This is a genomic window from Bradyrhizobium sp. Kon58, assembly GCF_055807455.1.
In genome coordinates this window covers 20,715-46,440 of record NZ_JBVVOT010000043.1, presented here as the reverse complement: position 1 = coordinate 46,440, position 25,726 = coordinate 20,715, and the positions used below count along the sequence as shown (strand labels likewise).

At 58.5% G+C, this 25,726-nt stretch carries 20 protein-coding genes, 2 tRNA genes and 2 pseudogenes; 12 read left to right on the top strand and 12 right to left on the bottom strand.

The genetic code is table 11. The features are described 5' to 3' along the window. Positions 1-192 (top strand): annotated as a pseudogene (locus AC0L20_RS36795) (ABC transporter substrate-binding protein); the annotation flags it as partial. A 1,026-nt stretch (positions 193-1,218) separates the two neighbouring features. On the opposite strand, the gene AC0L20_RS36790 reads toward AC0L20_RS36795, so the two are convergent. The 3 genes from AC0L20_RS36790 to AC0L20_RS36780 form a co-directional block, all read right to left on the bottom strand. Continuing rightward, entirely contained in the window at positions 1,219-1,455 is a 237-nt protein-coding gene (locus AC0L20_RS36790; RefSeq protein ID WP_166517736.1) for a tautomerase family protein, read from the bottom strand. 16 nt (positions 1,456-1,471) lie between these two features. After that, positions 1,472-2,182: an SDR family NAD(P)-dependent oxidoreductase gene (locus AC0L20_RS36785; protein WP_085350959.1), complete on the bottom strand. Its 711-nt coding sequence runs from the start codon at positions 2,180-2,182 to the stop codon at positions 1,472-1,474. A gap of 486 nt (positions 2,183-2,668) precedes the next feature. After that, positions 2,669-2,766, bottom strand: a tRNA-OTHER gene (locus AC0L20_RS36780). A gap of 570 nt (positions 2,767-3,336) precedes the next feature. Here AC0L20_RS36780 and AC0L20_RS36775 point away from each other — a divergent pair. After that, on the top strand, positions 3,337-4,875 hold the full coding sequence (locus tag AC0L20_RS36775; RefSeq protein ID WP_473295236.1) for a class II fumarate hydratase: 1,539 nt from the start codon (positions 3,337-3,339) through the stop codon (positions 4,873-4,875). 91 nt (positions 4,876-4,966) lie between these two features. Here the strand turns inward: AC0L20_RS36775 and AC0L20_RS36770 are convergent, their stop codons facing one another. Next, on the bottom strand, positions 4,967-5,293 hold the full coding sequence (locus AC0L20_RS36770) for an SDR family NAD(P)-dependent oxidoreductase (RefSeq protein WP_473295238.1): 327 nt from the start codon (positions 5,291-5,293) through the stop codon (positions 4,967-4,969). Between the two features lie 433 nt (positions 5,294-5,726). On the opposite strand from AC0L20_RS36770, the gene AC0L20_RS36765 reads away from it, so the two are divergent. Beyond that, complete coding sequence (locus AC0L20_RS36765; RefSeq protein ID WP_473295235.1) at positions 5,727-7,184, top strand: cytochrome ubiquinol oxidase subunit I; 1,458 nt, start codon at positions 5,727-5,729, stop codon at positions 7,182-7,184. Next, positions 7,181-8,191: a cytochrome d ubiquinol oxidase subunit II gene (cydB, locus tag AC0L20_RS36760; RefSeq protein ID WP_473295234.1), complete on the top strand. Its 1,011-nt coding sequence runs from the start codon at positions 7,181-7,183 to the stop codon at positions 8,189-8,191. Before AC0L20_RS36765 ends, cydB begins: the two co-directional genes overlap by 4 nt. Positions 8,192-8,938: 747 nt before the next feature. Here the strand turns inward: cydB and AC0L20_RS36755 are convergent. Then, positions 8,939-10,549, bottom strand: coding sequence for an OprO/OprP family phosphate-selective porin (locus tag AC0L20_RS36755; protein WP_473295233.1), 1,611 nt, complete (start codon positions 10,547-10,549; stop codon positions 8,939-8,941). Between the two features lie 603 nt (positions 10,550-11,152). Between AC0L20_RS36755 and AC0L20_RS36750 the strand changes: the two genes are divergently transcribed. Continuing rightward, positions 11,153-11,470: a DUF3551 domain-containing protein gene (locus tag AC0L20_RS36750; protein WP_473295232.1), complete on the top strand. Its 318-nt coding sequence runs from the start codon at positions 11,153-11,155 to the stop codon at positions 11,468-11,470. Between the two features lie 87 nt (positions 11,471-11,557). Then, the gene (locus AC0L20_RS36745) at positions 11,558-11,908 is read left to right on the top strand and encodes a hypothetical protein (protein WP_473295231.1); all 351 of its coding nucleotides are present in this window, start codon (positions 11,558-11,560) and stop codon (positions 11,906-11,908) included. Between the two features lie 75 nt (positions 11,909-11,983). Here AC0L20_RS36745 and AC0L20_RS36740 read toward each other — a convergent pair whose 3' ends face one another. The 4 genes and pseudogenes from AC0L20_RS36740 to AC0L20_RS36725 form a co-directional block, all read right to left on the bottom strand. Beyond that, positions 11,984-12,817, bottom strand: coding sequence for an ABC transporter substrate-binding protein (locus AC0L20_RS36740; protein ID WP_473295230.1), 834 nt, complete (start codon positions 12,815-12,817; stop codon positions 11,984-11,986). Between the two features lie 55 nt (positions 12,818-12,872). Then, positions 12,873-12,969, bottom strand: a tRNA-OTHER gene (locus tag AC0L20_RS36735). Positions 12,970-13,968: 999 nt separating this feature from the next. Next, a complete protein-coding gene (locus AC0L20_RS36730) occupies positions 13,969-16,389 on the bottom strand; it encodes an ATP-binding protein (protein WP_473295237.1) in 2,421 nt (806 codons plus the stop codon). 183 nt (positions 16,390-16,572) lie between these two features. Beyond that, a pseudogene (locus AC0L20_RS36725) lies at positions 16,573-16,881 on the bottom strand (winged helix-turn-helix domain-containing protein); the annotation flags it as partial. Positions 16,882-17,049: 168 nt separating this feature from the next. Between AC0L20_RS36725 and AC0L20_RS36720 the strand changes: the two are divergent. After that, positions 17,050-17,376 carry a hypothetical protein gene (locus AC0L20_RS36720; RefSeq protein WP_473295229.1) on the top strand — a complete coding sequence of 109 codons (327 nt, stop codon included), beginning with the start codon at positions 17,050-17,052 and terminating at the stop codon, positions 17,374-17,376. Positions 17,377-17,748: 372 nt separating this feature from the next. Here the strand turns inward: AC0L20_RS36720 and AC0L20_RS36715 are convergent, their stop codons facing one another. After that, positions 17,749-18,390, bottom strand: a complete 642-nt coding sequence (locus AC0L20_RS36715) for an HD domain-containing protein (RefSeq protein ID WP_473295228.1) — start codon at positions 18,388-18,390, stop codon at positions 17,749-17,751. 524 nt (positions 18,391-18,914) lie between these two features. Next, positions 18,915-20,666: a sensor histidine kinase gene (locus AC0L20_RS36710; protein ID WP_473295227.1), complete on the bottom strand. Its 1,752-nt coding sequence runs from the start codon at positions 20,664-20,666 to the stop codon at positions 18,915-18,917. A gap of 265 nt (positions 20,667-20,931) precedes the next feature. Here AC0L20_RS36710 and AC0L20_RS36705 point away from each other — a divergent pair, with 265 nt between their 5' ends. Both AC0L20_RS36705 and AC0L20_RS36700 read left to right on the top strand, forming a co-directional pair. Further along, positions 20,932-21,699, top strand: a complete 768-nt coding sequence (locus tag AC0L20_RS36705) for a substrate-binding periplasmic protein (protein WP_473295226.1) — start codon at positions 20,932-20,934, stop codon at positions 21,697-21,699. Positions 21,700-22,137: 438 nt separating this feature from the next. Next, positions 22,138-22,302: a hypothetical protein gene (locus AC0L20_RS36700; protein WP_473295225.1), complete on the top strand. Its 165-nt coding sequence runs from the start codon at positions 22,138-22,140 to the stop codon at positions 22,300-22,302. Positions 22,303-22,495: 193 nt separating this feature from the next. Here the strand turns inward: AC0L20_RS36700 and AC0L20_RS36695 are convergent, their stop codons facing one another. Then, on the bottom strand, positions 22,496-23,362 hold the full coding sequence (locus tag AC0L20_RS36695) for a LysR substrate-binding domain-containing protein (RefSeq protein ID WP_368509088.1): 867 nt from the start codon (positions 23,360-23,362) through the stop codon (positions 22,496-22,498). A 129-nt stretch (positions 23,363-23,491) separates the two neighbouring features. Here AC0L20_RS36695 and AC0L20_RS36690 point away from each other — a divergent pair, with 129 nt between their 5' ends. The 3 genes from AC0L20_RS36690 (at position 23,492) to AC0L20_RS36680 (ending at position 25,716) form a co-directional block, all read left to right on the top strand. Beyond that, positions 23,492-24,910, top strand: coding sequence for an MATE family efflux transporter (locus AC0L20_RS36690; protein ID WP_473295224.1), 1,419 nt, complete (start codon positions 23,492-23,494; stop codon positions 24,908-24,910). A gap of 166 nt (positions 24,911-25,076) precedes the next feature. Continuing rightward, entirely contained in the window at positions 25,077-25,277 is a 201-nt protein-coding gene (locus AC0L20_RS36685; protein WP_368507428.1) for a hypothetical protein, read from the top strand. Positions 25,278-25,293: 16 nt separating this feature from the next. Next, positions 25,294-25,716, top strand: a complete 423-nt coding sequence (locus AC0L20_RS36680) for a hypothetical protein (protein ID WP_473295223.1) — start codon at positions 25,294-25,296, stop codon at positions 25,714-25,716. Positions 25,717-25,726: the final 10 nt, after the last annotated feature.

The following is a 25,726-nucleotide window of genomic DNA, read 5'->3' as shown; positions in this document are numbered from 1 at the left end:
AAGGACAATCTGACGCGCGAGAACATCATGGCGCAGGCGGCCAATTTGAAGAACGTGCCGCTGTCGCTGCTGATGCCAGGCATCACGCTCAACACCACGCCGCAAGATTTCCGCCCGATCAAGGACGGCTATATGCTCCAGTTCAACGGCAACGACTGGATCGTCGCGAGCGAGCTGTTGCGCGGCACGTGAGTCGCAAGCGAGTGCCCGCTTGGAGAACGTCGAACTTCTTAGCGGGATTCGGCTTAGCGCGAGCACACGCGTCTTGCTTTCCTGCACGATGAGATAGGCAAGGCGAGCGGCCTAGTGCTCAATCCCGGGCCTTGGCAGATCACAGGTCAGCGGATCAACTGACGGGAAGGAAAAGAAGGCGCGAAGGACCGCTCTGGGTCATTCGCGTCAATTTGCCCGCGCCTTCCTGATGTCCGGTCTGGCCTCGACTGCAGAGTCGATATCGAAAACGCCAGTACCGCGATCCTGCATCTTTCCCTCATTACAGTCGGGTTGAACAAAGCGCATCGAGCACCTTTTGCACCCGCGACACAGGAATGGGGCTTTCGTGAAACTGCCCGACCATTGGAACCAGCGGCCGAGCTTTCTGACGCGGAGGCACGCCGACGACATAACCAGCGCGAATAGCGCTCTCTGGGCGGCCATCCAGCAAGGGGATTAACACCTAACGCCGGCCGGCACGACCTCAACCTGCTTCGGATGCGACGCCTTTTGCTGAAACAGAACCACTCTTGGTTTGCTGTATAGGTTACCAAGTGGTCTTGTTGATGCGTCGCGGTCGCAATGGTCGGCTGGGTGGCGGGCCTTGGCTGGCTGGCAATGCGCCTTCTGAGCACATCACGTGAGAGCTTCATCAGCCGACAAATTTGGAGGCGGTACGACGGTTACTTGCTCGTGTGGTTGACGACGGAATGCGCCTTGGTGGAACCGTTGACCGGAACGTAGGCTGATGCGAGCGCTGTTGTGCGCGTAGAGCCATCTGCGATCTGGGTCTGCAGAGACGATGCGCCGCGGCCGGTGTGTTGTTTGCGTTCTGGTTGTTCGCATCGGGGGCAGCCCAGCCCGCCGCTGACACAATCGATCGTTCTTGACACCGCCGACGTCGCCAAACGAGCCCAAAACCGACCACTGGATGTGTGCGGGTCTGGCCCTTCGTATCTGCATTCATTTTGCTCGTGCATCCGCGTGCGCGGGTTGGCGCACCGATCATCCCGTCTGAGCGGCGCGGCGCCGCCGGAATTCCAGCACGGGCAGGCCGCCCCACCCCCAATTCTCTGGGTCGACTTCCTCGATCACAACGAAGGTGGCATCGAGCGGCTTCCCGAGCACATCGAGCAGGAGCTCGCTCGATCCCTTGATTAGCGCCGCCTTTTCGTCGGCCGTAAGCGACTGCGTGTCCAACGTCGTTCCTTCGCGGGTCACCCGGATGGTCACGATCGGCATGGTTCGTCTCCTAGACTCAATGGCCGGCGCTCTGACCGCCGTCGACGTGCAGTATCTCGCCCGTGACGAAGGTGGCCTGCTCGAGATAGAGCACGGCATCAACGATGTCGGACATCTCGCCCATGTGGCCGACGGGATGCAGCGCGCCAAGCTGAGCATGCGTTGCAACCGGGTGCATCGACGATTTGATGATGCCGGGTGAAACCGCGTTCACGCGGATGCCGCGTCTCGCATATTCGATCGCAAGCGATTTGGTCGCGGCATTCAGCCCGCCCTTGCTCAACGACGCCAATACGGAGGGCACGTTCGAATTGGCCTGATCGACCAGGCTAGTCGTGATCTGGACAACGTGGCCCGAGCTCTGCTTCTCCATTTCAGCGATCGCGAGCTGTGTAATTCGGAAGAAGCCGGCAACGTTGACGCCCATGACTGCAGCGTAGTCGTCGGCGGTGTACTGCGTGAACGGCTTCGCGAGGAAGATGCCGGCATTGTTGACCAGCGTATCGATGCGGCCGAACCTGGCCATGGACTGCGAAACCACCCGCTCGGCGGTGTTCCAGTCGGCAATATCCCCGAGCACCGCGAGAACGTCATCGTCACTCGATGCGTTGATCGAGCGTGCCGTTGCAACAATACGATAGCCCCGACCACGAAAGCCCTTGACCAGTGCGGCGCCGATGCCCTGCGACGCACCGGTGATGATGGCGACTTTCTGCTCGATACCCATGGCATACTCCTGTTATTGATGCGTGCCGAGGGCTCCGGACAGTACTCCGCTCACCTCTTGAGGTACGCGACCCGACTGCGAATACATGCTGACCGGCAAAAACCCTCCCGCCACGCGAACGACTCGACACTCCCGGTCGTGTGGAACGGAAATTGAGTTAGAGGAGACCGTTATGCGGAGCGACAGAGCTGCCGCTCTGCATCTCCTACTCGTCTTCTCGATGAAACAGTCATAGCTCAGTGACACAGCTTCCCATGTGTAGGCTGCCTTCCGCTCGTAGACGCTTATACGTTGATATGATCCTTCTCCTCCGATAGTCGTATGAGCGCACGCGAATACCGCGGGGGGATTGCTGAAGACGCGTCATGAGGCGCTTGGAGGAAAGATACGGGGCGATTGCAGGCAGCTTCGATCGAGGCGCTCGCGATGGGGCGGCAGACCTGCTTCAGAGTTCGGAGTTGCCGACGCCCCGACCGGCGCAAAATATGGTGGAAGAGAGCGGGAGTTGAACCCACCTGAGACAACCTCTCAATGCCTCACCCTCATTTGGAATCCGAGCGCCCCATCAGGGGCGGTTCTCTTCCACTTTTTTCAATCGCCGTCTATCCATCGACCGTGAGTAAGAGATGACAATTCCAAACCCAGTCAATTGAGCCAGGTCACAGCCCACTATTGCTGCGCTTTTGTCTTGAAGTGCCGCAGATATGATCGGTCTTTTCCAATTGCTGCACACGGAAACACGTGAGACTACGCCACGATCATTTCGAACCAGCGCGGCGACCGCCTCACCTTATCAATGGTCCGCCCTCATCCCGAACGGCTTCGGGTCCAAGTGTCCGGCCTGCAAGTCTGTTGCCAAATTGCACAATAAACCATTCAGCGTCCGGAGTATGTCGCTCACCTCAATGTATGAGTGACCGCGGTACGATCGGCGTCTAAATGCGCTCTGTTGCTTTGCCGACTCTCCGGAATTGCTCGGCACGAGGAGTGCTAGAGAACAACTTTTTTGGGCAGGTTTGGGCGGCGCCGTTCAGCGATCGTCTACGCAATGTATTTTCACGGGACCTGGCGCCGAGGTGGCTGCGGTTGCAGGGGCGAATCCACGGCAATAGCCACGTCGGTGAATTTTCAATGCTTTTCAACGGAGCAGACAAATGGAACGCCGCAACCTACTTAAAGGTAACCTTCTAGCCTCGCTCGGATTCGCTGGCAGCCCGGCGCAGGTTTTGGCGGCCTCACCGATTCCGGCCGCGGCGTCGTTGGGCTCGCTTCAGGAGGAACCAGCGCACGCGACGGAAGGTGATCGACTGGAAGCCGACAGCCTCGGTGAAGTGAAAGTCCCGGCTGACAAGCTTTGGGGCGCGCAAACACAGCGCTCGCTCGAGCATTTCAGCATTGGACCGGATCTGATGCCGCGGGAGATGATCACCGCGTATGCAATACTGAAAAAGGCCGCGGCGAACGCAAACTATGCAGAGAAGCGGCTCGGGTCTTTGGAGCATCAGCTCATCGTTCAGGTCTGCGACGAGATCATCGACGGCGAGCACCACAATATGTTTCCGCTGCACGTCTGGATGACCGGCAGCGGAACGCAGTTCAATATGAACGTGAACGAGGTGATCTCCAACCGCTGTAGCCAGATCGCGGGCGCGCCACTCGGAAGCAAGAAGCCAGTGCATCCGAATGACCACGTCAACATGTCACAGTCGTCGAACGATTCGTTTCCATCAGCCATGTACATGGCGGCTGCGATCAACGTGAAGCACCGCTTGATGCCGGCCGTGGAGGCGCTGTACGACTCCGTTCTCGCGAAATCCACCGAGTGGAAGGATATCATCAAGGTCGGTCGGACGCATATGCAGGACGCGACGCCGATTACTCTTGGACAGGAATGGTCCGGGTATGCGGGGATGCTCGCGGACAATCTTGAGCGGCTCGATGACGCGCTTAAGGGCGTTTATCGCCTCGCACTGGGTGGCACGGCGGTGGGTACGGGCCTCAACTCGACGATCGGGTTCGCGGAGGCGGCCGCAGCCCAGATTGCCGCGCTGACGAGCCTGCCATTCGTTACAGCGCGCAACAAATTTGCGGTTCAGGGAGCCCATGACGCCTTGGTACAGCTGTCCGGTACCCTACGCACATTGGCGGTTTCACTCTACAAGATTGCTAACGATATCCGTCTGATGTCCTGTGGACCGCGCGCAGGCTTCGCCGAACTCATTATTCCCGCGAATGAGCCGGGATCCTCAATCATGCCCGGCAAGGTTAACCCGACTCAGGCCGAAGCGCTGACGATGATTGCCACCCAAGTGATTGGGCATGATGTGACCACCGGTTTCGGCGGGGCAAGCGGGTATCTCGAAATGAATGTCTACAAACCTGTCATCATCTACGGCATCACGCACTCAATCACGATTATGACCGACGGTTGCACGAGCTTTCGCAAATTCCTGATCGAAGGCACCAAGCCCAACTTGAAGAAGATCGGGGAATACGTGGACCGGTCGCTGATGCTTGTGACCGCTCTTTCGCCGGTGATTGGCTACGACAAAGCCTCCAAGATCGCCCATTACGCAAATGACGAGGATCTCACCCTGAGAGAGGCGGCCCTGAAGCTCGGCTACGTATCAGCCGCCGACTTCGACCGCATAGTCGACCCGAGGAAAATGATCGAACCGTACGTCGCGGAGTGAAGGGGCCGGTTGCATCTGCTTGAGCAGACCCAACTTGGAGGAAGAACATGGGCCCATCGGCGCACGTGCCGCGCGCCGCGAAACAAAATATTCACCTTCTCCCTGTGTGAACATGTACTCGGACATGTAGTGCGCGGGTAGCCGGGCTGGCGCCCTTGGCGGTAATGGAGGCGATGGTGACGATCGCGCCGTGGCCATGTGCGATCAGCACCTCGCCGGCGGCGCGGCAGGTGTAGAACGCGCCTTTCAGATTGATGTCGAGCACGTCGGAGAACGTCTTGTCGTCCATAGCTTCCGCGGCGGCCCCGCGCGCGATGCCCGCGCAGGGGGCCGCTCCGTCGAGCCGGCCAGGGCGCTCTCGCCTTCGGTGTGAGACACGGCTCCGGCATCGGCGCGAGTCGGCCGACGAGACGCCCAGGGCGTCTTCGGTGGCTGAACGATCGACTCGCCGGCGTATCTATTTATCTCACAGGATCTTGAGCAATCCCGCGGGAGCCGACCTGCCGCGCCGGGCCACTCTCGGGCCAAACCGATCATATCAAAGTATGAATGCGCCATATTGTCCGATGATTGGCACAGCAGACAGAGGCACTCTACGGTGAAGTGAATATCCGCCACGGACAGTCGAGTGTCAGATGGCTTACCAGAACAGAGAAGAATACGTTAGCCGATGTTTTGAATTGACGCGATGAAGCGAGCGTGCCTCTCGGATAAATGCGCGGTAACTAGTGAAGACCCCGGCCCAAGTTCATCAATGACCGCGCAGATTTGAATTTGTAAGCGCAAATCGTCGTGCGATCGGCGCAGATAAAGTTGCGAATAGGGGCGCGTCATTTTGGGCGTCGTTCCGTATGAACGCCGAGGTTGGCCTTGGCAGCCACTCGCAGTACCATCGGAGCCGTACAAAAATGGACTTTGATCCGGTATTTCTATCTCGGTTGCAATTCGCCTGGGTAATCGGCTGGCATATTCTACTTCCGGCATTTACCGTGGGGGCAGCCGCGTACATCGCTGTTCTCGAGGGGTTTCATCTTGCTACTGGCCGCGAGGTCTATCTTCGTGTGTCAATGTTCTGGATCCGCATATTCTCGGTCGCCTTCGGAATGGGCGTCGTAACCGGCGTGGTGATGCCGTTTCAACTCGGCACTAACTGGAGCCGTTATGCTGATGCTACATCGAACGTTCTCTCACCGTTGTTCGCCTATGAGGGCCTGACGGCCTTCTTCCTCGAAGCGGGGTTTCTCGGCGTTCTGCTGTTCGGGCGAAAGGTGGTACCCCGCTGGACCCACTTTTTCGCCGCGCTGATGGTTGCCATGGGCACGCTGTTCTCGTCGTTCTGGATCCTGTCAGCCAACAGCTGGATGCAAACCCCGGCGGGATACGAAATCATCGATGGCCGTTTCTACCCAACGGACTGGATAGCGATCATCTTTAATCCGTCTTTTCTCCCAAGGTTGGCGCACACCGTCGTCGCATTCTTCATCACTGCAGGTTTTGTCGTACTCGGAACCGGGGCCTATCTAATCCGACGCGGACAATTATTGGCGGAAGGGCGGACGATGCTGTCCATGACGCTTTGGCTTCTGACCGTGCTGGTGCCACTGCAGATTTTTCTCGGCGACCATCACGGTCTCAATACGCTGGAGCACCAGCCTGCAAAGCTGGCGGCGATCGAGGCACGTTGGGATACGGCTCGCAAGATTCCCCTGACACTGCTCGCGATCCCCGATGAGAGAACGCAGAGCAATCGAGCCGCGATCGAAATTCCTGGTCTCGGAAGCCTCATCCTAACCCACAAACTCGACGGCGAAGTCAAAGGTCTCAAGGACTTCCCTCCCGATCAACGGCCCCCTGTTGCGATACCCTTCTTTGGATTCCGGATCATGGTGGGATGCGGCATGCTGATGCTCGGCGTCGTGCTACTCGGTGGATGGTTACGCTGGCGCGGGCGACTGGTGGAGACACGTTGGTTCTTGCTTTTGTGCCTCCTCGTCTCTCCGATCGGGTTCATCGCTGTGATCGCAGGCTGGGCTGTTACCGAGGTCGGCCGCCAGCCTTGGACCGTCTATGGCCTGCTTCGAACGGCCCAATCCGTCTCGCCGTCCTTGACAGGCCGCGATGTGGCAATCTCGCTGCTGGCTTACACGACCGTTTATCTCATCATGTATCCCGTCGGATTATTGTTGATGCTGCGTATTATACGTGCAGGACCGGGGTCTCCGGCTGGCGACGTTGCAACGATCGCGGCTGGCAGGCCCGAAGCCCCCGTGCTGGCAGGCGCGGCATTTACGGAGGCGCGTGAACCATGACGCACGTATTGGACTTTGTACCGATCTGGACGTTAATCCTCGGGATGGCCGTGTTCTTTTATGTTCTGCTCGACGGCTTCGACCTTGGCGTAGGTATTCTATACGGCTTTGCACCAAACACCGCCGCGCGCAATGTTCTCATGAACTCGATCGCGCCCGTCTGGGATGGCAACGAAACCTGGCTCGTTTTCGGGGGGCTCGGCTTGTTTGCGGCATTTCCCCTCGCCTTCGCCATCATCATCCCGGCAGTCTATTTTCCGATTCTGGTGATGCTGCTGGCGCTGGTGTTTCGCGGTGTCGCCTTCGAGTTCCGGTTTCGCGACTCGGAGCACAAAACAGTTTGGGATCATGCTTTCAGTTTCGGATCTGGTGTTGCGACCTTCGCGCAAGGAATGGTGCTCGGGAGCATTATCCAAGGGTTCCAGGTTAGCGGTAGGGTATTCGCCGGCTCATCGTTTGATTTCCTGACGCCGTTCTCGATCTTGACGGGGGTCGCCTTACTGTTCGGCTATGGATTGCTTGGCGCGGGCTGGCTGATTCTCAAGACCGAAGGAGATTTGCAAGAGAGCGCCCGCCGTCAAGGACGCGTTTGCCTCATCGGTGTACTATTAGCGATTGCGATCGTCAGCGTCTGGACGCCGAGCATGAACCCAGCAATTGCCGCGCGCTGGTTTGCGCTTCCAAACATCCTCGTCTTCGCACCGATTCCTATTGCCACGGTTACCATCGCAATTTTTACCTGGCGCGCCTTCGATAGCCGCTCGGAGGTCTTGCCGTTCGCCGGGGGCCTAGGCCTTTTTGCTCTTTCCTTTTTCGGAATTGCGATCAGTCTTTATCCAACAATCGTGGCGCCCCATCTCACACTTTGGGAGACCGCATCCTCCGATCGGACGCAGGCATTCCTGCTCGTGGGGGCGCTCGTGTTACTTCCGACAATCTTGATGTATACGAGCTGGTCCTATTGGGTATTTCGCGGCAAAGTGCGATCCGATATTGGGTATCACTGAATCAATCCCGACAAAGGGACAACTGAGACCGCCCGAAACCCCGCTTATCGCCGATCAATCTGGCCCACGTAGAAGTGGAGAAGCTCAAGGCCAGAGCAAGCGCCAGCCGCAGCCGATGATCGTTGGATCCGGTGCAAACGCCTTCTGAGGTGCGCGGGTGATGAGGCCGATCAGAAATAGCGCCGCGATTGCGAACCGAAGCAAACTCGAAGCCGTCAATATAGGCCAGTACGTTAGCCTCCGTGTGCACTAGAGCGGGAAGAGTACCGAGCGCACGTTGCGGCGTACCCTGCAACCACGTCCCTATCAACGCCACACCGATCTCGGTGCGGTCCAACCTCCGCTGTTGCGCTCATATTTTACGCAGTTGTATCGTCTTTTAATTCGCTGGTGCCAAATTGCCTAACTATTGTGACGCAGCTTCGGCCAGAGCAATCCGGCAGGATCCTCTGGACGCACGCCAGACTCACATTGCGAAAAGAACGTCCACGTCTGCCCATGGCTGAGGGACGCAAAACTCCTTCACGACGAACACGCGAAGCAATACTGACCCGCCGATCATCAACGCAACCACAGTGCCCGATCCGTCGAGCCGATTTCGCCGGCCCAGTTCGGCATAGAGGGTCCCGAACTAGACACACGAATGAGCGGCGCCCCGCCCGCTGCCGCTCCAGCCGTCGTTGAACATGACCACGAAATTGGTTCGGGCGCGGAGAGAACTCCGAACCAGTTTGTAAAGAATGTTTTTTAGAACGCGAACTGCGTCCGCATCGCCACGGCGTCGAACCTTGAACCGACATCGGCGGTCGAGACCGGCGATGCCTGCTTGGAGATACTGCCATGCAGGTAGTCGAGCATGAAGCGGACGTTACCGTTGACATACCAGTTGAGCGCGAGCGTGTAGACGGTCTGGCGTCCGCCGGTGATGCCATTGGCAGTCGCGAGCTGATCGTTGAGGTCGATCTGGCTCACGCGTCCGGCGACTTCCCAGGCACCCCAGCCGCCGCCGTCCAGCGAGAACGGATGCGCCGGCTTCACGCCGTTATAAGCGGCATTGGCCGAGTTGTAACTACGACCTTCGCCTGTCAGAACGTAGCCCGCCTGAGCGTAGCCCCCGTGGAATTTGAGACTCGACGCGCCGACCAGCGGCACGCCGGTATTGGCGGTGCGATCGACATTGTACCAGAAATATTCGCCCTGGAGGATCAGCGGACCGTAGGTCGCGGCCGCCTCGACACTGTACACCTGCGCACCCGAGACATTGGCGATGGCACCGGTGGACACCAGCGTCGTCGGGTCCAGACGCAATTCCGGACGGTCGCTCAGCGTGACCGTCTCTGTGTTCGCGATGAGATTGCGCGGCGGCTGGATCAGCCACTGCGCGTCGGCACCGATATGCACCGAATAGTCCTTGCCGCTAATGGGGTTGCCTGCAACGCGCGCCACGGCGCCATATTGCTCGCCGGTGCCTGCTGGCGTGGCGCTCGAGGCGGAGTGGATCGCGCCCGTCGCTGGTCCCGTGACATAGCCGCCGACCCAGAACTGGTCGTTGTACCACCGCGTGCCGGCCGCGGAGCGGAAGTCGCCAGCGGCAATGTTGGTGGCGATGATGCCCGGCGAGGCCCGCTCCATGAACATGATGTCGTTGGAACTCGTGGCCTCATCGAGAGTGTAAGGCAGGTCCATGATGCCAGCTTCGACTGCCATCCTTCCGCCGAACGGCTTCAAACCGGTGTAGCTGAGATAGGCATTCTCGATGCCGGAGACCCCGCCGCCGGGCAACGATCCCGGAGCTGCCCCGCCAAATCCGTCGGAGGTGCCGCCGAAATCGTAGACCAGTGCGAAATTCCAGTCGTTGAAGAATTTGCCGGCGAGCCCGATGCGGGCACGGCGGACGTTCTCGCCGCTATCGAGCCTCTGTGGCACGGTGGCCGCGGTGTTGGGGCGGTAGTTGTAGCCGCCGACATCCCAATGTACGCGCCCCGTGATCGCGACGCAATTCGCTCCTTCGGCGGTGCAGATGGTCGGCCGGTTGTTCGGCATCGTTACGACAACGCCGGATGCCGGTGCAGGGCTCTTGACCGGGATCGCCGCGTTCGCGTTAGCCACGACGGCCGTCGCTTCAGAGCGGGCTTCAGCTTTAACTTCCGCCTTCACTTCGGCCCTGGCCTTCGCCGCGGTCACCGCGTTTGCAACCGTTTGGCTTTGCAGCCTATCGAGCTTCTGCTCCAGCATCTTCAACTGCTGCTTGAGCAGTGCGATCTCCTGCTCGCTATTGCTCGTGGACTCTGCACAAGCTTGCGAGGCCACCAGGGCACCGCAGAGACATAGCGATGATGCAAATGTTTTCCTGAGCACGTCACATCCCCCTGCGTTGATAAACTTTCCACCTTCATTCGGCCTCGCGAACGAGATTCGCAATGGCCTCAGGTCCCGCCGACCTCCCGTTGCCCTACGCCACACGTGGAGTGACGGTATTGCGCCTGCGAAAAGGAAGTGCGCCTCCCAGAACATTGCGCCGCGTCAACTTCAACGCGGTGGAAGTTTCGTCGCGGTACTGGTTGAGCATACACCTAGCCCTCGCGGCCAAGAATGACTGGCCTCGCAACGATCCTCTCGTGTGCTCTCGTACCGATCCATACAACATTCGCAGGAAGTCGCTCATATCAAGGTATGACTGATTACAAACGAAGCGATTATGGCAATCTCCGGCCCAGTGACGAGACCGCGGCCCGAACTCCCTCGTTCATAGCAATTTGGCGCAGCCTATAATGGCTCGTAGTCTAGAGCTGCCATAAATGGCGCGCTTACATGGCGATAGCGGCAATGTCTATGAACTGTGGCCCTCGTTCCAAGGCATTCTCAACTATACCCGCGTATTAACTGCATTAAGCCGATAGACGATCGATTTCTTTTCGCCGTATGACCACGTTGGTCGTTGGATAAGTTGAGGAGATTTCGATGAAGAGTATCCGTTGTTCGGTGTTGACCGCGGCCGCTGCGCTTCCAAGTTTGCTTTCCGCTTCTTTATTGAGCCAACCGGCATTGGGGCGCTCGGCCCCGTCGGGTGATCATTACTGCATGGTGTTCTATACGCACGGTTCAGATTGTGGCTTTACGAGTGAAAAACAGTGCTGGGCGACCGCGTTAGGACTCGGAGCCCAGTGTTTTAAGACACCATCATCAACCAGTGCCGCAAGTCTTTATGGGAGCGTTTCGATGGGGATTCGGGACGCACACGCAGCATACCCAAGGCCAAGTCGCCACGGAAAGCAGTAGTTGTCGGCAGCGAGCTGTTCTGCGGCCAATCGGGCCAGCCCCGCCAGAGATCCGTGACGCCGCGAGGCGAGATAGGAGAGCGCAACGATGTTGGAGGCAAAAATTGCGGCGATCGCGCTCGGTATAACCGTATTCACGGCATCCGCCGCTGCACACGATGACGGCCGGTTCGGAAGCTCACCATTGAAGCCATGGTTTGAAAGTCTTCAATCCGGTTTTGGAAAGTGCTGTACGGACGCTGACGGGTACTTGGTATCCGATGTGGATTGGGACTCCTATCGAGGTGGTTACAGGGTCCGCATCGAGGGCGAATGGGTTGAAGTACCGGGTACCGCTGTTGTGACAGAACCGAATCGGTTCGGCCGTACAATGGTCTGGAAACACTATATCGACGGGCACCCACACGTGAGGTGCTTCATGCCCGGCAGCATGAGCTAATAGCGTTAGCGCTTTCCAAATAGGTGATGGCCGAGACGCCGGGATTTGCTCACTGAGGTACGGAGCTAGTTGGCCTCAGGCATTGGGATCGTTTGCATTGGCATAGAACAATTGTTGACCGCCAATTTTAAACTCGGCGATTGCTTTTTGGCCATCAGGCGAGGTTAGCCAATCTATGAACCGCTGACCCGCCTCTTTATTGACCGAAGGGTACTTGGCGGGATTGACCAGTATGAGACCGTATTGGTTGAAGAGCCGCTTGTCGCTCTCAACCAAGATCGTAAGATCGCCGCGATTTTTGAAAGCCAACCAGGTGCCGCGGTCTGAGAGTACGTATGCGTTCGATGACGATGCGTTATTCAACGCCGCTCCCATGCCCTCGCCTATTTCTTTGTACCACGCAGCACGGAGGCCGCTGAATTCGACGCCTGCTTCTTTCCAGAGCCTAAGCTCGGCAAGGTGCGTGCCGGACCGATCGCCCCGTGAAATAAACGCCGCGCTTTTGTCCTTTATCGTTTCCAGCGCTGCCACAACGTTGCGGCCCTTGATACCTGCCGGGTCGTCCTTCGGACCGATCAGTACGAAGTCATTGTACATGACGGGATAGCGCTTCAGACCGAAGCCTTCGGCCACGAACTTGTCTTCAGCTGCTCTGGCATGGACAAAGACGACGTCGGCATCGCCGCGACGTCCGGTGTCAAGAGCCTGCCCGGTACCTTGCGCAACCACCTTGACTTGGATGCCAGTCTTCTCCTGGACAATGGGCAACAAATAGCGAAATAGGCCTGAGTCTTCTGTTGAGGTGGTCGACGCGACAACAATCGTTTGACCCTCAGCTCTCGCGTGACAGCCCACGATCGCCAGTGAAACCAATGCAACCACGCGTAACGCCGCAAACAAATGCTTCATCTCGGTTCCTCTGCAAAGGCTGGAGACGAGCCCCTACGCAATCGGTTCAGAAAAGTGGCGGAAGAGAGCGGGAGTTGAACCCACCTGGGACAACCTCTCAATGCCCCACTCGGTTTTCACGCCGAGCGCCCCACCAAGGACGGTTCTCTTCCCTCGTCTTTGTTCGCCATGGATCTCATCGAGACTCGACCAGCAGATAAAAGTGTGAGAACCACCGGTTGATCGATGCGCCATTTACTGGGCGCATTTCCATCCTCGCCGAGGTCTGTCCGGACGCCCAGATCTCTCAGATGTAAGCGTAGCCGCACTTCGAGCTCGAATCCCTTATACGTTGATATGATAGCCCTTTGCCGATCGTTGAATGAGCGCACGCGAAGGTCGCCGCTACTGTGCTTTGCGCTATCAGACCAGACGAACGGGATTGGTTTGTTTTGGTTCTCGGCGCAGGCCAAAGGTTGCTCTCCAGTTCGGGAAATTTGAATGTGACAGCGGCTCGATGGGTCGTAGGGACGTGCATGCTGGCAGCTGCAGCGCTGCTGGTGAAAGCTGATGCACGTAGCGCCACCGTTCGTATATCGGATGATCCTGGAGGTCGGATTGGAGATTACGTCGTCAGATACCAGGCCCTACGCGCGGCCGGCGATATGATTATAATCGATGGATATTGTGCGTCGGCCTGCACAATCGTTCTGGGTGCCATTCCACAGAACAGGATTTGTGTTACGCCTCGTGCGGAGTTACTTTTTCACGGGGCCTATGACGCAGGGCCGCACCACAGCAGATTGTCCAACAGAGCAGCGACTGAGAGCCTTTACTCAATGTATCCGGCGAAGGTTCAGGGCTGGATCGACCGGCATGGGGGACTAAGCCGGCGCGGCGTGCTGTTGAAGGGACGTGCGCTCGCGGCGATGTATCGATCATGCAGTGTCCATCGTGAGCCCACCCGCAAGCTTGACGTTAACTCTAGCAGCCAGATTCAATATCCTTAAACCACGGCCAAGCTGATCCCCGCGATGCATCGCCGCTCGGCGGCGCGGCGCACGCAGGAAAACATCGGATGACTTCTGATTTTTGCACGAAATCGGCAGATGGCGATGTCGGTCGCGTAGGGGCCAAGGCGCTGAAGAGAACCCGAGGCACCTGCTTGATGTTCAAACGAGAATTGCGCCGAGTGACTTCAGCAGTGAGGCGGCCTCAACCAGATCTTTGGTCGCGTAGCCTTCGGTGAACCGTAGATAAATCGGTTCGAGCAGTTCGCGCGCCTCGTCTTCCCGGCCTTGCTGCTGCCTCAAGCGAGCCAAACCTGTTGCCGTCCTGAGTTCTAGGGATACGGCGCCCTGCTTGCGAGCCCAACCGAGTGAGCTACTGAACAGAGCCTCGGCCGATAGAGTCAACCTTGGTTCATTTAGCCTGAGGAAGAATTCGCCTTTGATCCGCAACAACTCAGCGACGTACCAGCGGTCCTCATCCCTTTCAGATTGGTCAAGAGCCTTTTCTAGGGTCGCCAAGGCCTCGTCCTGATTACCCGAGCTGAACAATCCCGTAGCGAGGCTGCCAAGGAAGAAAAGATATTGGCTTTGATAGCCTGATGTCGCGAATCCATTCAGGCCTTCGCGAAGGAGGGACAGACCCTGGATCGTGTCGTTGCTCCGAATCGCCGAAACTCCTGCATAGCACTGCCCCCACACGCGCATTGGTCGAAACGTTTCTGCCCACTTAAACATTCTTGAAATCAGTTCATTAGCGAACTCAAAATCGCCGCGCTCCAATGCAACAGGGCACAGGCCGAAAGCCACAATACTGAGAAGCGAGAAGTCGTCCCCTAGCTCGATCGCATCATCAAGCGCACGGTTTCCAACTGTCATCGACTGATCTGGGAACCCTAAAAGCCAGAGAATCTTGCTATAAAATGCCCCCGCAGCCACCCGTTGGTCGAACTGATATCGTTCAAGGTGAAGACGGCCGGGCGGCGCGACATAGCCGCGAAGCATGTTTTCAATGTGTGACCGCGCTCGGGCCTGGTCGCCCAAGATATGCAGGGTCACTCCTACAATCCTCTCCCCAACGAAACGATCGGCCGGCTCGACAGCTTCGTCAGGAAGTGAAGCCAAACGAACAGCGGCTTGCAAGGCACCTCGGTAGTCGCGGTTGAAATAGCGACCGATCCACAGGCCCCACAACGCCTTGAGCCGATACTCGGGATCGTCCAATTCCTCAGCCAGCTCTGCGACCCGCGACCAAGCACCATCGATCTTCGATCCGTCTCCTGTCGACTGCATGTGCGCAACTGCCAGTGCGGAGAAAAGGCGCAAATTGCGGCCCGAATCGCGGCGAGCGGCCGCTTGGTCGATAAGGCTGACCGCCTGTTCAAGCCGTTCCCTGCATTCATCGATCAGAAGATGGTGAATCCAAACGGGGGCAACCGCCTCGGTGAGATCGACCGCCAGAGTCGGGTCTCCACCATCGCCGTAAGCCCAATCAAGTGCCGCGCGAACGTTGTCGATCTCTCGGAAGCCGCGCGCCAGGTCTCCCTTTGATAACTCGTTTGATGAAGGCGATCGTGCGCCTGACCTCAGCATGTTGAAGAGATCGCGAAAATGCGCTGCATGGTCATGAAAGGCGGCATCAGCCTCCCCATGCTCGACGAGCTTCTCGATTGCGTAGGCCCTTGTCGTTTCTAGCAGCTGCCAGCGCGCGGCACCCTGGGTTCCGCTTAAGACGATCCAAGACTTCGAGATGAGATTGGCGATGCCGTCCGTCGCCGCGGCCACATCGAACTCTGCATGTGTCATCACAGCGGCGGCAGCTTCGATCGTGAATCCGCCCGAGAAGACGGCAAGACGGCGCAGCAAGCGTCGCTCGGCGTCCGAGAGCAAATCATGGCTCCAATCCAGGGTCGCACGCAGTGTTCGATGCCGAGGAAGCGCGGTGCGACGTCCGGCAGTCAAGAGCGCGAACCGATCTCGCAGGCCGGCAGCCACCAGTTCAACCCCGAGAACCCCGGCACGAACCGCAGCGAATTCGATGGCGAGTGGTATACCGTCGAGACGTCGGCAGATCGTGGCAATCGACACAAGCTCATCAGCATTCGGGGAGAATCCGGCGTTCAGCGCTTTCGTTCTGGTGACGAACAGCTCCACGGCGCTGTGGTCGAGTATGAAGTCGGGTGCTGCTTGTCCTGGCGCGGGCACGTCGAGCGGCGGAACGCGATAAACGGACTCACCATTGATTCGTAAGACCTCGCGGCTCGTTGCCACAATCGTGGTACGCGCGCATGACCGAGTGAGGCTCTCGGCAAGGTTGGCCACAGCATCGATGACGTGCTCGGAATTATCGAGCACAAGCAGAATGTGTTTCCCCCCAATAGCACGAGCGAGCGAATCCGTCGAAATATCACCCCCGAGTTTCAGCCCGAGCGTGGCGGCAATCGTGGACGGCACGAGATCAGGGTCGGACAGCGAGGCGAGTTCTACTATCCACCCTCCGTCTTCAAAATCGGGCAAGAGGCTGCGGGTGGCTTCGATCGCGAGCGAGGTCTTTCCAATTCCACCGGGACCCGTGAGGGTTACCACCCGGTACGCCGAGACAAGGTCTCGCACAGACTGCCCAGCCTCAGCTCGGCCGACAAGCTGAGTAATCAGCGGAGGAAAATTATTCGCCGGTGGTGTCCCTGATGGATGCCTCCCCAGTGAATGGACCAACTCGGTGGCTTCCTCCGCCGGCTGAGCCGTCCAGTTCCCGAGCAGACGATAGCCTCGGCCGGAGGTCGTCTTGAGCAACGCTCGATCCGAACCGAGAGCCTTCCGAACTGCGGAGATGTGAACGTGGAGCGTGCCCTCGCTAACGATGGCACCCGGCCATACCCGGTCCATCAGGCGGTCTTTGGTGACCAGGTCCGGGGCCGATTGCACTAGAACTGTAATGATCTCGAAGGCCCGCCCGCCGAGCGGGAGAGAGATTCCACGGGACCGGAGTTCGCGCCGACCAAGATCGATCTCCCATTGCCCACACGCGTAAACCAAATTTGCAGGCGCCTGAGACACGCTTCGGTTCGAAGGTGCCATAATACTGTCCGATCATTTCCGGCACTTGGGGGCCGGCGGTGAGGAGGCCCACTGTCGCTGAAAATGGGCGAGTTGGCTCCAGAGGCGGCGGTCAAAACTTAAGAATTTTTAAGGTGAGCATGAAGGAACCGCCTGGGTTGGCGACTAGGTTTGAACCTTGGAGGTGCGATGCCCTATTCCAAAAAAGAGAAATACGCCCTTACTGCAAGCGCGCGTGTAAAGGCTTTACGCAAACCTTTGGAGCAACCCGCGTGTGGCAGTGAGCCGCGTAGCCACGATTATCAAAAGGGTGGTAGCGCGGCCGCGACGCAGTTATCCCCTTCGCTCGCACACGCAATTAAGGAGCCCATCAGCGCTATAGTTATAAACGCTGGAACCGCATTGTGGCTGCTGAACGTTCAGCCGACGAACATGGAAGCGGTGCGACGGTTGCTTGCTCGCGTGGTCGACGACGGGATGCGCCTCGGTGGAACCGTTGACCGCAACGTAGGCTGATCTGCGAGCGCTGCTGTTCGGCACGAACCATCGTGACCTGGCGCTGCGCAGGAGATGGCCCGCGGTCGGAGGGTTGTTTGCGTTCTGGTTGTTCCCTCGGGGATCGCCGGTAGCGCATCCCGCCACCTACCTGACCTGCGCATGGCCTGCCATGTGGCAGGCAAAACCATGGACGATAGAGATCGACGAACTCGACACGACCGAGCTCGAACGCGCCACCTGATCAACGTCCGGTGCAGGGCCCCTGCGAGTCATGACCTATCGATGGGGCTCTGCTCAACGAGCCGCCGCTCGCTCGGTCCGATCATGGGTCCCCACATCCTGGCTCGACCGGCGCTCATCTGGATTTTACTCCGCTCGCAGCAACAAAGGTCAGTTCGGCCAGGCCGACCCGAGGATGATCGAACAGAAATTCTGGCGGACATAGGTCATGTCCTTCAGCGCAAGGACGTCAGTCTTCACGTTGCCGAACGTCGTCAGCGGCTTATTGATGATGCCTCTGGCGAAGTGATCTATGATGTTCTCCTTGAAGTTCGTTTCGCGCGGATGATGGACACAGACATGGTCGCGCTGCTCATGCGTGAAATCGTGGTAGGCGATCCCGAGCACGTCCATTTCCACCCCGGCGGTCACTAGCGCAATAGTGGGTCGCATATGCTCGGGAATCCCGGGCGTGGTGTGGAGCGCGATCGCGGTCCAGACGTCCTCGATCTCGCGCTCCGGCAGGCCGTAGCTTTTCATGAAACCGCGGGCGGCATTGGCGCCGTCGACCTCGAAGCGCAGGTCGGGGCTGGAATACTTCTCCGTGAGGCCCATGTCGTGGAACATGGCGCCTAGGTAAAGCAGCTCCGGCTCGTACTTCAGGCCGTGGCGATCTGCCGTGAGCGCGCCCCAAAGGAAGACGCGGCGACTGTGGTTGTAGAGTAGGTCGTCCTCGGTATCGCGCACGAGCTCCGTCGCGGCGCGGGCGATGGCACTGTCGGGCAGGCGAATTCCGGCGATGAGCTCAGACATGGAGCACTCTCCTTGTTTGCGTAGCGGGTTGGTTGCTTGCCTCTATCTGCCGACCGAGTACGGCTCCGTACAAGGAAGGGATCCCGCGGATCAGGACACCCGTACGTCTTTTCCTGGAATGACGTTCTCGGTTCAGCCCCTATCTCAAGTCGCCTGCCGATCCGGAATCGCCTATCTCGAAAAAAGAAAACTCACCCATTGAGGCGAGCCAAATCAGGGAAACCTCTGGGAGCCAACGTATTCGGAAGAATGTCCAGCACTCTTGAATATCTGTTAGCATGCTCGATCATCCCCGCTCTATCAGACCCGGGGTAGGCGCATCCCATACGTTAGTGTTAGAAAGCGCCGGAGTCTCTCACCCGCCTGCGTCGGGGCTTCAATGGCGTCCCAACGCAGGATCGCATCCGCCCTCACACCTGATGGCTTGACGGGCGCCCATCCGAATCCGTTCACGATGACTACCGGCCGGTGCTCTTTCGGCCGATGATGACAACATCTCGCGAGAAAAGGACGATGCGGAGAGATCAGGTTTGAACGGCTGCGGAAAGCTTACGCGATTGCCCCTTGATCGGCAATAAAATGGAAAAGACAGCGCCGCGAGGTTCGTTTGGCATTGCCCAAAACCGACCGCCATGGGCTTCGACGATCGAACGGCAAATCGACAAGCCCATCCCCATGCCTTTGGACTTGGTCGTGTAAAACGCGTCGAAGATGCGTTCGCTGTTGTCCTCGGGAAGCCCCGGCCCTGTATCGCTGACCGAGATCAGTATACCGCCTTCTTCCGCGCACCTGGTGGTGATCGCCAATTCGCGCGGAATTTCTATCATCTCACTCATCGCTTCAATAGCGTTCATGATCAGGTTCAGGATCACCTGCTGCAACTGAATCTTGTCCGCGAAAATGTGGGGCAGCGATTCTGACAGTTGCATCGTTGCCACGACTTCATTGTCTGACATTGCGGCTTGCGCTAATATCGTGATCTCCAAGATCGCCTCGTTTACGTCAGTATCTGCAATCTGCGCGGGTGCTTTTCTGGAGAAGTTACGAATTCGATTGATGATATTGGCAGCCCGCTTGCCATCGCTGATAACTCGATTAATTAATGGCCGAACCTTCTCCAGGCTCGGCTGTTCACGGTCCAGCCAGCGTATGGTTGTTTCTGCGTTTATGATCAAGGCCGCAATCGGTTGATTGACTTCATGGCCAATGGAAGCCGTGAGCTGGCCCATGGTGGACACGCGGTTTGCATGAGCGAGCTCGGCTTCGGCGCGCTTTCGTTCCGTTAAGTCGAGGGCGAATACGACGACGGCGTCCCCTCGTTCATCCAACGTTGCACCTCCGACTAGCACCGGCACTCGACTGCCGTCCTTCCTGAAGTACTCCTTCTCGAACGGCTGAACGGTGCCGTTCCTCCTCATGTCAGCCACGGCTCGCGTGTCCCGATCACGCCACTCCGGCGGCGTGAGCTCTCTCCGACGCAGCCGCCCCGCGGCGAGATCGGCTTGATCGTATCCGACGATCTTTAGGAATGCTTCATTGGCTTCATCGATGTGACCGTCAGGATGCCCAATCAAGATTCCGATGATGTTCGATTCAAACAGACGTCGGACCTTTGCCTCGCGTTCCTTAAGATCATTGTAGACGACCCGCAGGCGCTCATACATTTGGTTGAATGCTCCAACCAAATAGTCCAGCTCATCCGCTGATTGCGGCGGATGCCGCTTAAGCTGAAGCGTCGTATGCGCATCCTGGAAATCGTATTCCTTCAACGACCTCGCAATCGCGCCGAGGTGACGAGTAATAAGCTGATGAACAATGAAAAGTATGAAGAATGAGGTCAGAAACGTCTTTATCGCCTGACCGGCCATGATGACCCCTGCGATGCCAAGAAGTTGGCGATATATCTGGTCAAATCTGGCTTCGATAATAAGAGTGCCGACCCAGCGCTCTGTGCCTCGAATCGAATAGTGGATTTTGAATTCATTGCGGACCGGCGAGCCGGCCGCGTGAAGACCAGCGGTTATGATAAGAGGGACGCCACGATCCGTAGCCTCGCGGAGTTCGACATAGCTAACATCTGGCAGGCGAAGAATCCCGTCGATCTGCAACTGCAGCTGATTAGCATCCAATCTCCAAAGCCCTTCCCCGAGACTCTGACGATAGCCATTAAAAATTTCGGCTATCCGTATATCGATCGCATGAACATCGCGGCGATAGTCTAAATACAACTGCACGAACGTCAGTAGCAGCGTGATTATAGAGCTAAAAAAAAGCACACGTACGAGAAGGCGCCAGCCAATTCCGCCGAGACCTCGGGGCAGCCATCGCCATGCTTTTCCAAGGTGCCTCAAACGGCACCATCGACGGTGGCATTGGCCTTAGATTTCGCTGATTGGCCCATTTAAAATGCAAAACTCAGTACTTGCGGCGACGATTGGACCAATTGTCGCGGCCCGGTTTCATGCATAACAATTATACGTTCGCATCATTCCGGTTCAGGCGGTAATTTGCAACCTTCGTCTTTCGGGAAGGTGCCTAGCTATGGCGAGATCGACCAAAAATTCGAACTTTCTGTGCTCCATGGTCACACTCGCTTCCGTAATCAGTGCGCCGGCATTTTCAGCGGAACCGTTGCGATTTTTTAGCGACGTCGATTTGGGTTATGGCCAGTCTGGAGGGATGTATCCCGACGTTGTCAGACAGGTTCTGGCGACGATGGGGCGAGATGTTTCCTTAGAATATTATCCCACAAATCGTGTTTGGGCGATGTTGGCCAGAGGCGAATCGGACGGAATACTAAACGTTTATCGCGCCAGCGAGCGAGAGTCTCTCTGCGCCTTTCCGAACGAGCCAACGCAGCTGCAGCGAGTCGTCCTCTTCGTGCGCACCGCCGACGTCGGAAAATTGAAATTCTCCACTTTCGATGATCTTGTCGGACACGATATCTCGGTCCCTGTAACGACCCTGGCCATTTTGAAACAACCGGTCGTGCCAACGGAGCTTTCGGGGTTTTTAAGCGCACATGATCACATGATCCCGACCCATGGCAGCATCGACAGCCTGCGCATGCTGGAAGCCGGCCGTGTTGACTACGCGGCGATAAGCCTTGGACTTGGGCTTCGATACAAGCGTGTTAATTCCGCAATGATCGAGCCGCTGCTGACCCGCAGCCTCGCGGAAGGCGGGGTATATGTCTGCTTCAGTAAGCAACGAATCGATCCTGGGTTCGTAGAGGACTTCTCGCGCGCGCTGAAGACTTTCAAGGCGACAGAAGCGTATCAGGCAATACGTCGCAAATATTACCCGTAGCGACCTTCTGCCGGGTTCGCTATTGCGCGAGAGCCTGCTGCGAATTTCACCGATACGCCGACGCCAATCCGCCCTTGCCGCTTTTTAGCAGGAAACGCATCTGGCTGGTCGAGGAACTATCGGAGTTTAGCGTTGAATTGTTCGCGCTCCTCCTGGAGAGACTTCCAACAGGGCCCTACCCACACTGCCCACCTCGTTCCGCGGCAGACTTAGAAGGCTATAGCCGCGCCGCTGCGACTAGCGAGATGAATCCGAATTCTGGCGGTCCTCACAGGGTGCGAGGCATTCTCGCCCATCGGCCCGACCGCGCCGCTCATGTGCGCACGAGAACTCGCGCGGCGTCTGTTCGCCTCGGCCGACATGCGGCGGGAAAGCATCCGGACGGAGATCCGTGCCATCGGATCGGCGATCAGCGCCGAACACGCGGAGGACTAGGCGGTGGATGCACTCTGCCAATTGCGGTCGAGCGATCACCCCGTCGTGGTCTTCGGTCTTCCCGGCGCGAGGCGAATGGCCGAGAGCATCCTCGCCCGGCTCGGCAGCGAAGCCCTCGCGTCGGTCGACGACGCGGCATCGACGGCGCTCTCGACCCGAGTGCTTTGAAGTCGGCATCGCATCAAGAACCGTGTAGTGGCGGAGAGAGTGGGAATCTCTCCCCCGATGCCCCCAATGCGCGAAAATCCGCGGAAAACAAGGATTCCTAAAAAGCCCGGCCGAGTTTTGTGACCACCGGTGTGTACCACCTGTTCGGCCGATTCGGCCGTCAATCTCGGCCGATTTGGAGGCGAATGCGGACCTAGTGCTGCAAGCCCAAGCCTTCCATGGCCTCCGCCAGCATCCAATCACGGAACGCCATCGCCGGCGCATTGCTCTCTAGCAACGGCGGATGAACGAGGAAGTGCGATAATGGCAGGCGGCAGTTATGGTCGGACAACCGGACCAATTTGCCGTTGAGCAGATCGGCGCGAGTGACCGAGCGGCGCGCGAGCGCAATTCCTTGCCCGTCGATCGCCGCCTCCATCAGCAGATTCGCATCGGCGAAGGAGTTGCCGACGATCTTCCGGTCGATCTGCACTCCGAGCGATTTGAACCAGGTCGACCAGGGGACGTTCGGATCGATTAACAACCGCTCATTCACGAATGCCGACGGGTCTCGCGTGAACTGCCCTCCGTTGTAGCGCGGGCTGCAGACCGGGAAGATCTCCTCGTCCATCAGCCGGATGGCGTGAAGCCCCTTCCAGGTTCCGGTGCCGAGACGTAACGCGATATCGACCTTGTCCGACTTGAAATTGGCGAGTTGCCGATCCGACTTCACGTTGACGTGGATGTGGGGGTAATGCTCGTTGAATCGGGGCAAGCGCGGCAACAGCCAGCGGGCCGCCATCACCGGTAGCAAGCTCACCGTGACTTCGGCATCCATGGGGGAAGATCTCAGCGAAGTGAGTGCCCCGGTTAGTTCGGCTAACGAGCGCGCAACTCGATCATAGAGACGTCGCCCGTCCGGCGTGGGTACCATTCGGTGCCCCATTCGCTCGAAAAGCTTGATCCCGACCCGCTCTTCGATCTGCCGAATCCTTTGGCTTACCGCTCCATGAGTGATGTGAAGTTCTTCAGCCGCTCTGGAATAGCTGCCATGACGAGCGGCGACTTCAAACACGCGCATGGCTTCGAGTGGCGGTAAACGGACCATTTTTAGATTGTTAGTTTTGCTAACAGAGCGTGTCAATTCATATGGTTGGGCCGCGTTCGGCGGCCGTGGTCATGTCGCTCTCTGCAACGAGAGGAAGTGATCGTGAACGGACCCGCGAATATCGCCGATTCAAAGCCGCACACGGCGCGCATGGCGCTGCGCGATGACCGACTTGACGCGCTGCTAGGCCATCCGGTCGCCTTGACGATCCTCCGCTTGGCGGTCCCGAATTCGACCGTGATGCTCGTCCAGGTGCTGATGGGACTTCTCGAGGTTTACTTCATCGCAAAGCTCGGGCTCGACGCTCTCGCCGGAGTGACGCTGGTCTTCCCGCTGCTCGCGCTTACCGTAGCGATCTCCCAGGGTGCGACAGGCGGTGGTATCGTCACTTCGGTGGCGCGGGCGCTAGGACGCGGCGAATTCGCCGAGGCAAGCTCCTACCCTTGGTACGCAATCGGGTTGGCGCTGCCGCTTGGATTGGCAACCACCGCATTCATGTATGGGCTGGGGCCCTTGATCTATCGTGCGATGGGCGGGCATGGCGCTTCGCTACAGATCTCCCTGCAATATTCGACGGTGGTCTTTGGCGGAGCGACGCTGATCTGGACATTCAACTTGCTGATGGCGGCGGTGCGCGGCACCGGAAACTTGCGAGTGCCGGTCATTGTAGTGTGCTCAGGCGCAACGCTGCTGGTGCCGCTATCACCGCTTCTGATTTTCGGCGGCTTCGGCATTCCCGCGCTTGGCCCAATCGGCGGTGGCGTCGCACTGTTGATCAACTACGCTCTCGGAACACTTGCCTACGCAATCTACCTGTGGGGCCATATGGGCTTGTTGCGGCCTTCGCCAACCCCACCGCGCCTGGCGCTCGCGCCTGCCTTGACGATCCTCAAGATCGGCGGCGTCTCTGCCATCATCGCGGCGAGCACCAATGTAACGCTGACGCTTGTGACCGCTTACGTCGGCTCCCATGGTATCGCTGCTTTGGCAGGGTATGGCTCAGCCTCACGTCTAGAGTTCCTGCTTGTGCCGATCTCCTACGGTGTGGGCGGCCCGGTCGGCATGGTTGTCAGCGCCAGCCTTGGCGCCGGACTGATCGAGCGTGCGCGGCGCGCCGCCTGGACGGGTGCGGTTATAGGCGCTGCGGTGACCGCCACAATAGGACTCGTCGGCGCGCTGTTAGCGCGCCAATGGATCGGCCTTTTCAACGACGACCCCGCGACCATCCAGGCGGGCGTGCAGTACCTGCACGATGTCGGCCCCTTCTTTGGGTTCTTCGGTCTCGGCTTTGTGCTGTACTGTGTAGGCCAAGCCACCCGGCGGCTCGCGCCTTCGCTGCTCGGAGCTCTGACCCGCGCGCTGATCGCTGCTGCGGGCGGTTATCTGCTGCTACGCTGGAATGCGAGTCTCGACCTGAACTTTTTCGCAGTCTCTGCTGGGATGATGGCGTTCGGGTTGATACCGCTTTCTAGTCTGATGCAGCGCGTTGGCTTCGAAGCCGATGATATCTCCAGCAAGTGAACCAGATAGTCCGCCGGCAAGAACCGACCGGAGCCGCAATCACACTCGCCCCCGACACTCTTGGCTCCCTCATACCTTCGACTGCATTTTTCCCGGAAGCTTAACATGCCTGAATCCCCAGCCGGCAAAACCGGGCTACGCTACCCTTTTCCCTCTGGGGCGCCTCATGTTTGATACGGAGACAACCGCGCTTTTGCGCGCGGTCCTGGACGACGTCTGCGAAAGCGTTTCGCACCGCGAGATTGGAGCACGGACTCACGTCGCTTCGAAAATCCTGGAGGCCGCCACCAGAGGCGAGGTTTCGCCCGATGGGCTAAGGCGGGTCGGCCACGACGCGCTGTCCCGTGCACCCACGATGTGGCGCTGATTGATCCGGAGGGGGCGTGAATTTCCAGGTGACGGTCCTCAAGATCCTGGTGAGCTATCCGGACGGCTTCGCCGTGATGGAGGACCTCAAGCGCGACATGGCGATCCTGGCGACCAGCGGTCGCGACTGGGCGGACCGGACCAAGCGCCTGGCCGCGCGGGTGCCCGATCTCGACATCTTTTCGCACCGGCTGGTCGAACGGATCGGTGGCGGGTGGAAGATCACGGCAAAAGGACGGGCAGTGCTCGAGTTCATGGAAGCCCGCCCCGCTGCGACCGAACCGATCCAGGCGCCTTTGGTCGAGGAGGCTCCGGCGCCGATAGTCGCTGCGACGCAGGTTGCTCCGCTGCGGCAACCCGCTGACCGTGCCAAGCGGCGCCGCGAACGTCGCGAACGGCGGCGCGAGGCGCGCGAACGAGCGAGGGCGAGCGCCTCCTGAAGTGTCCTAC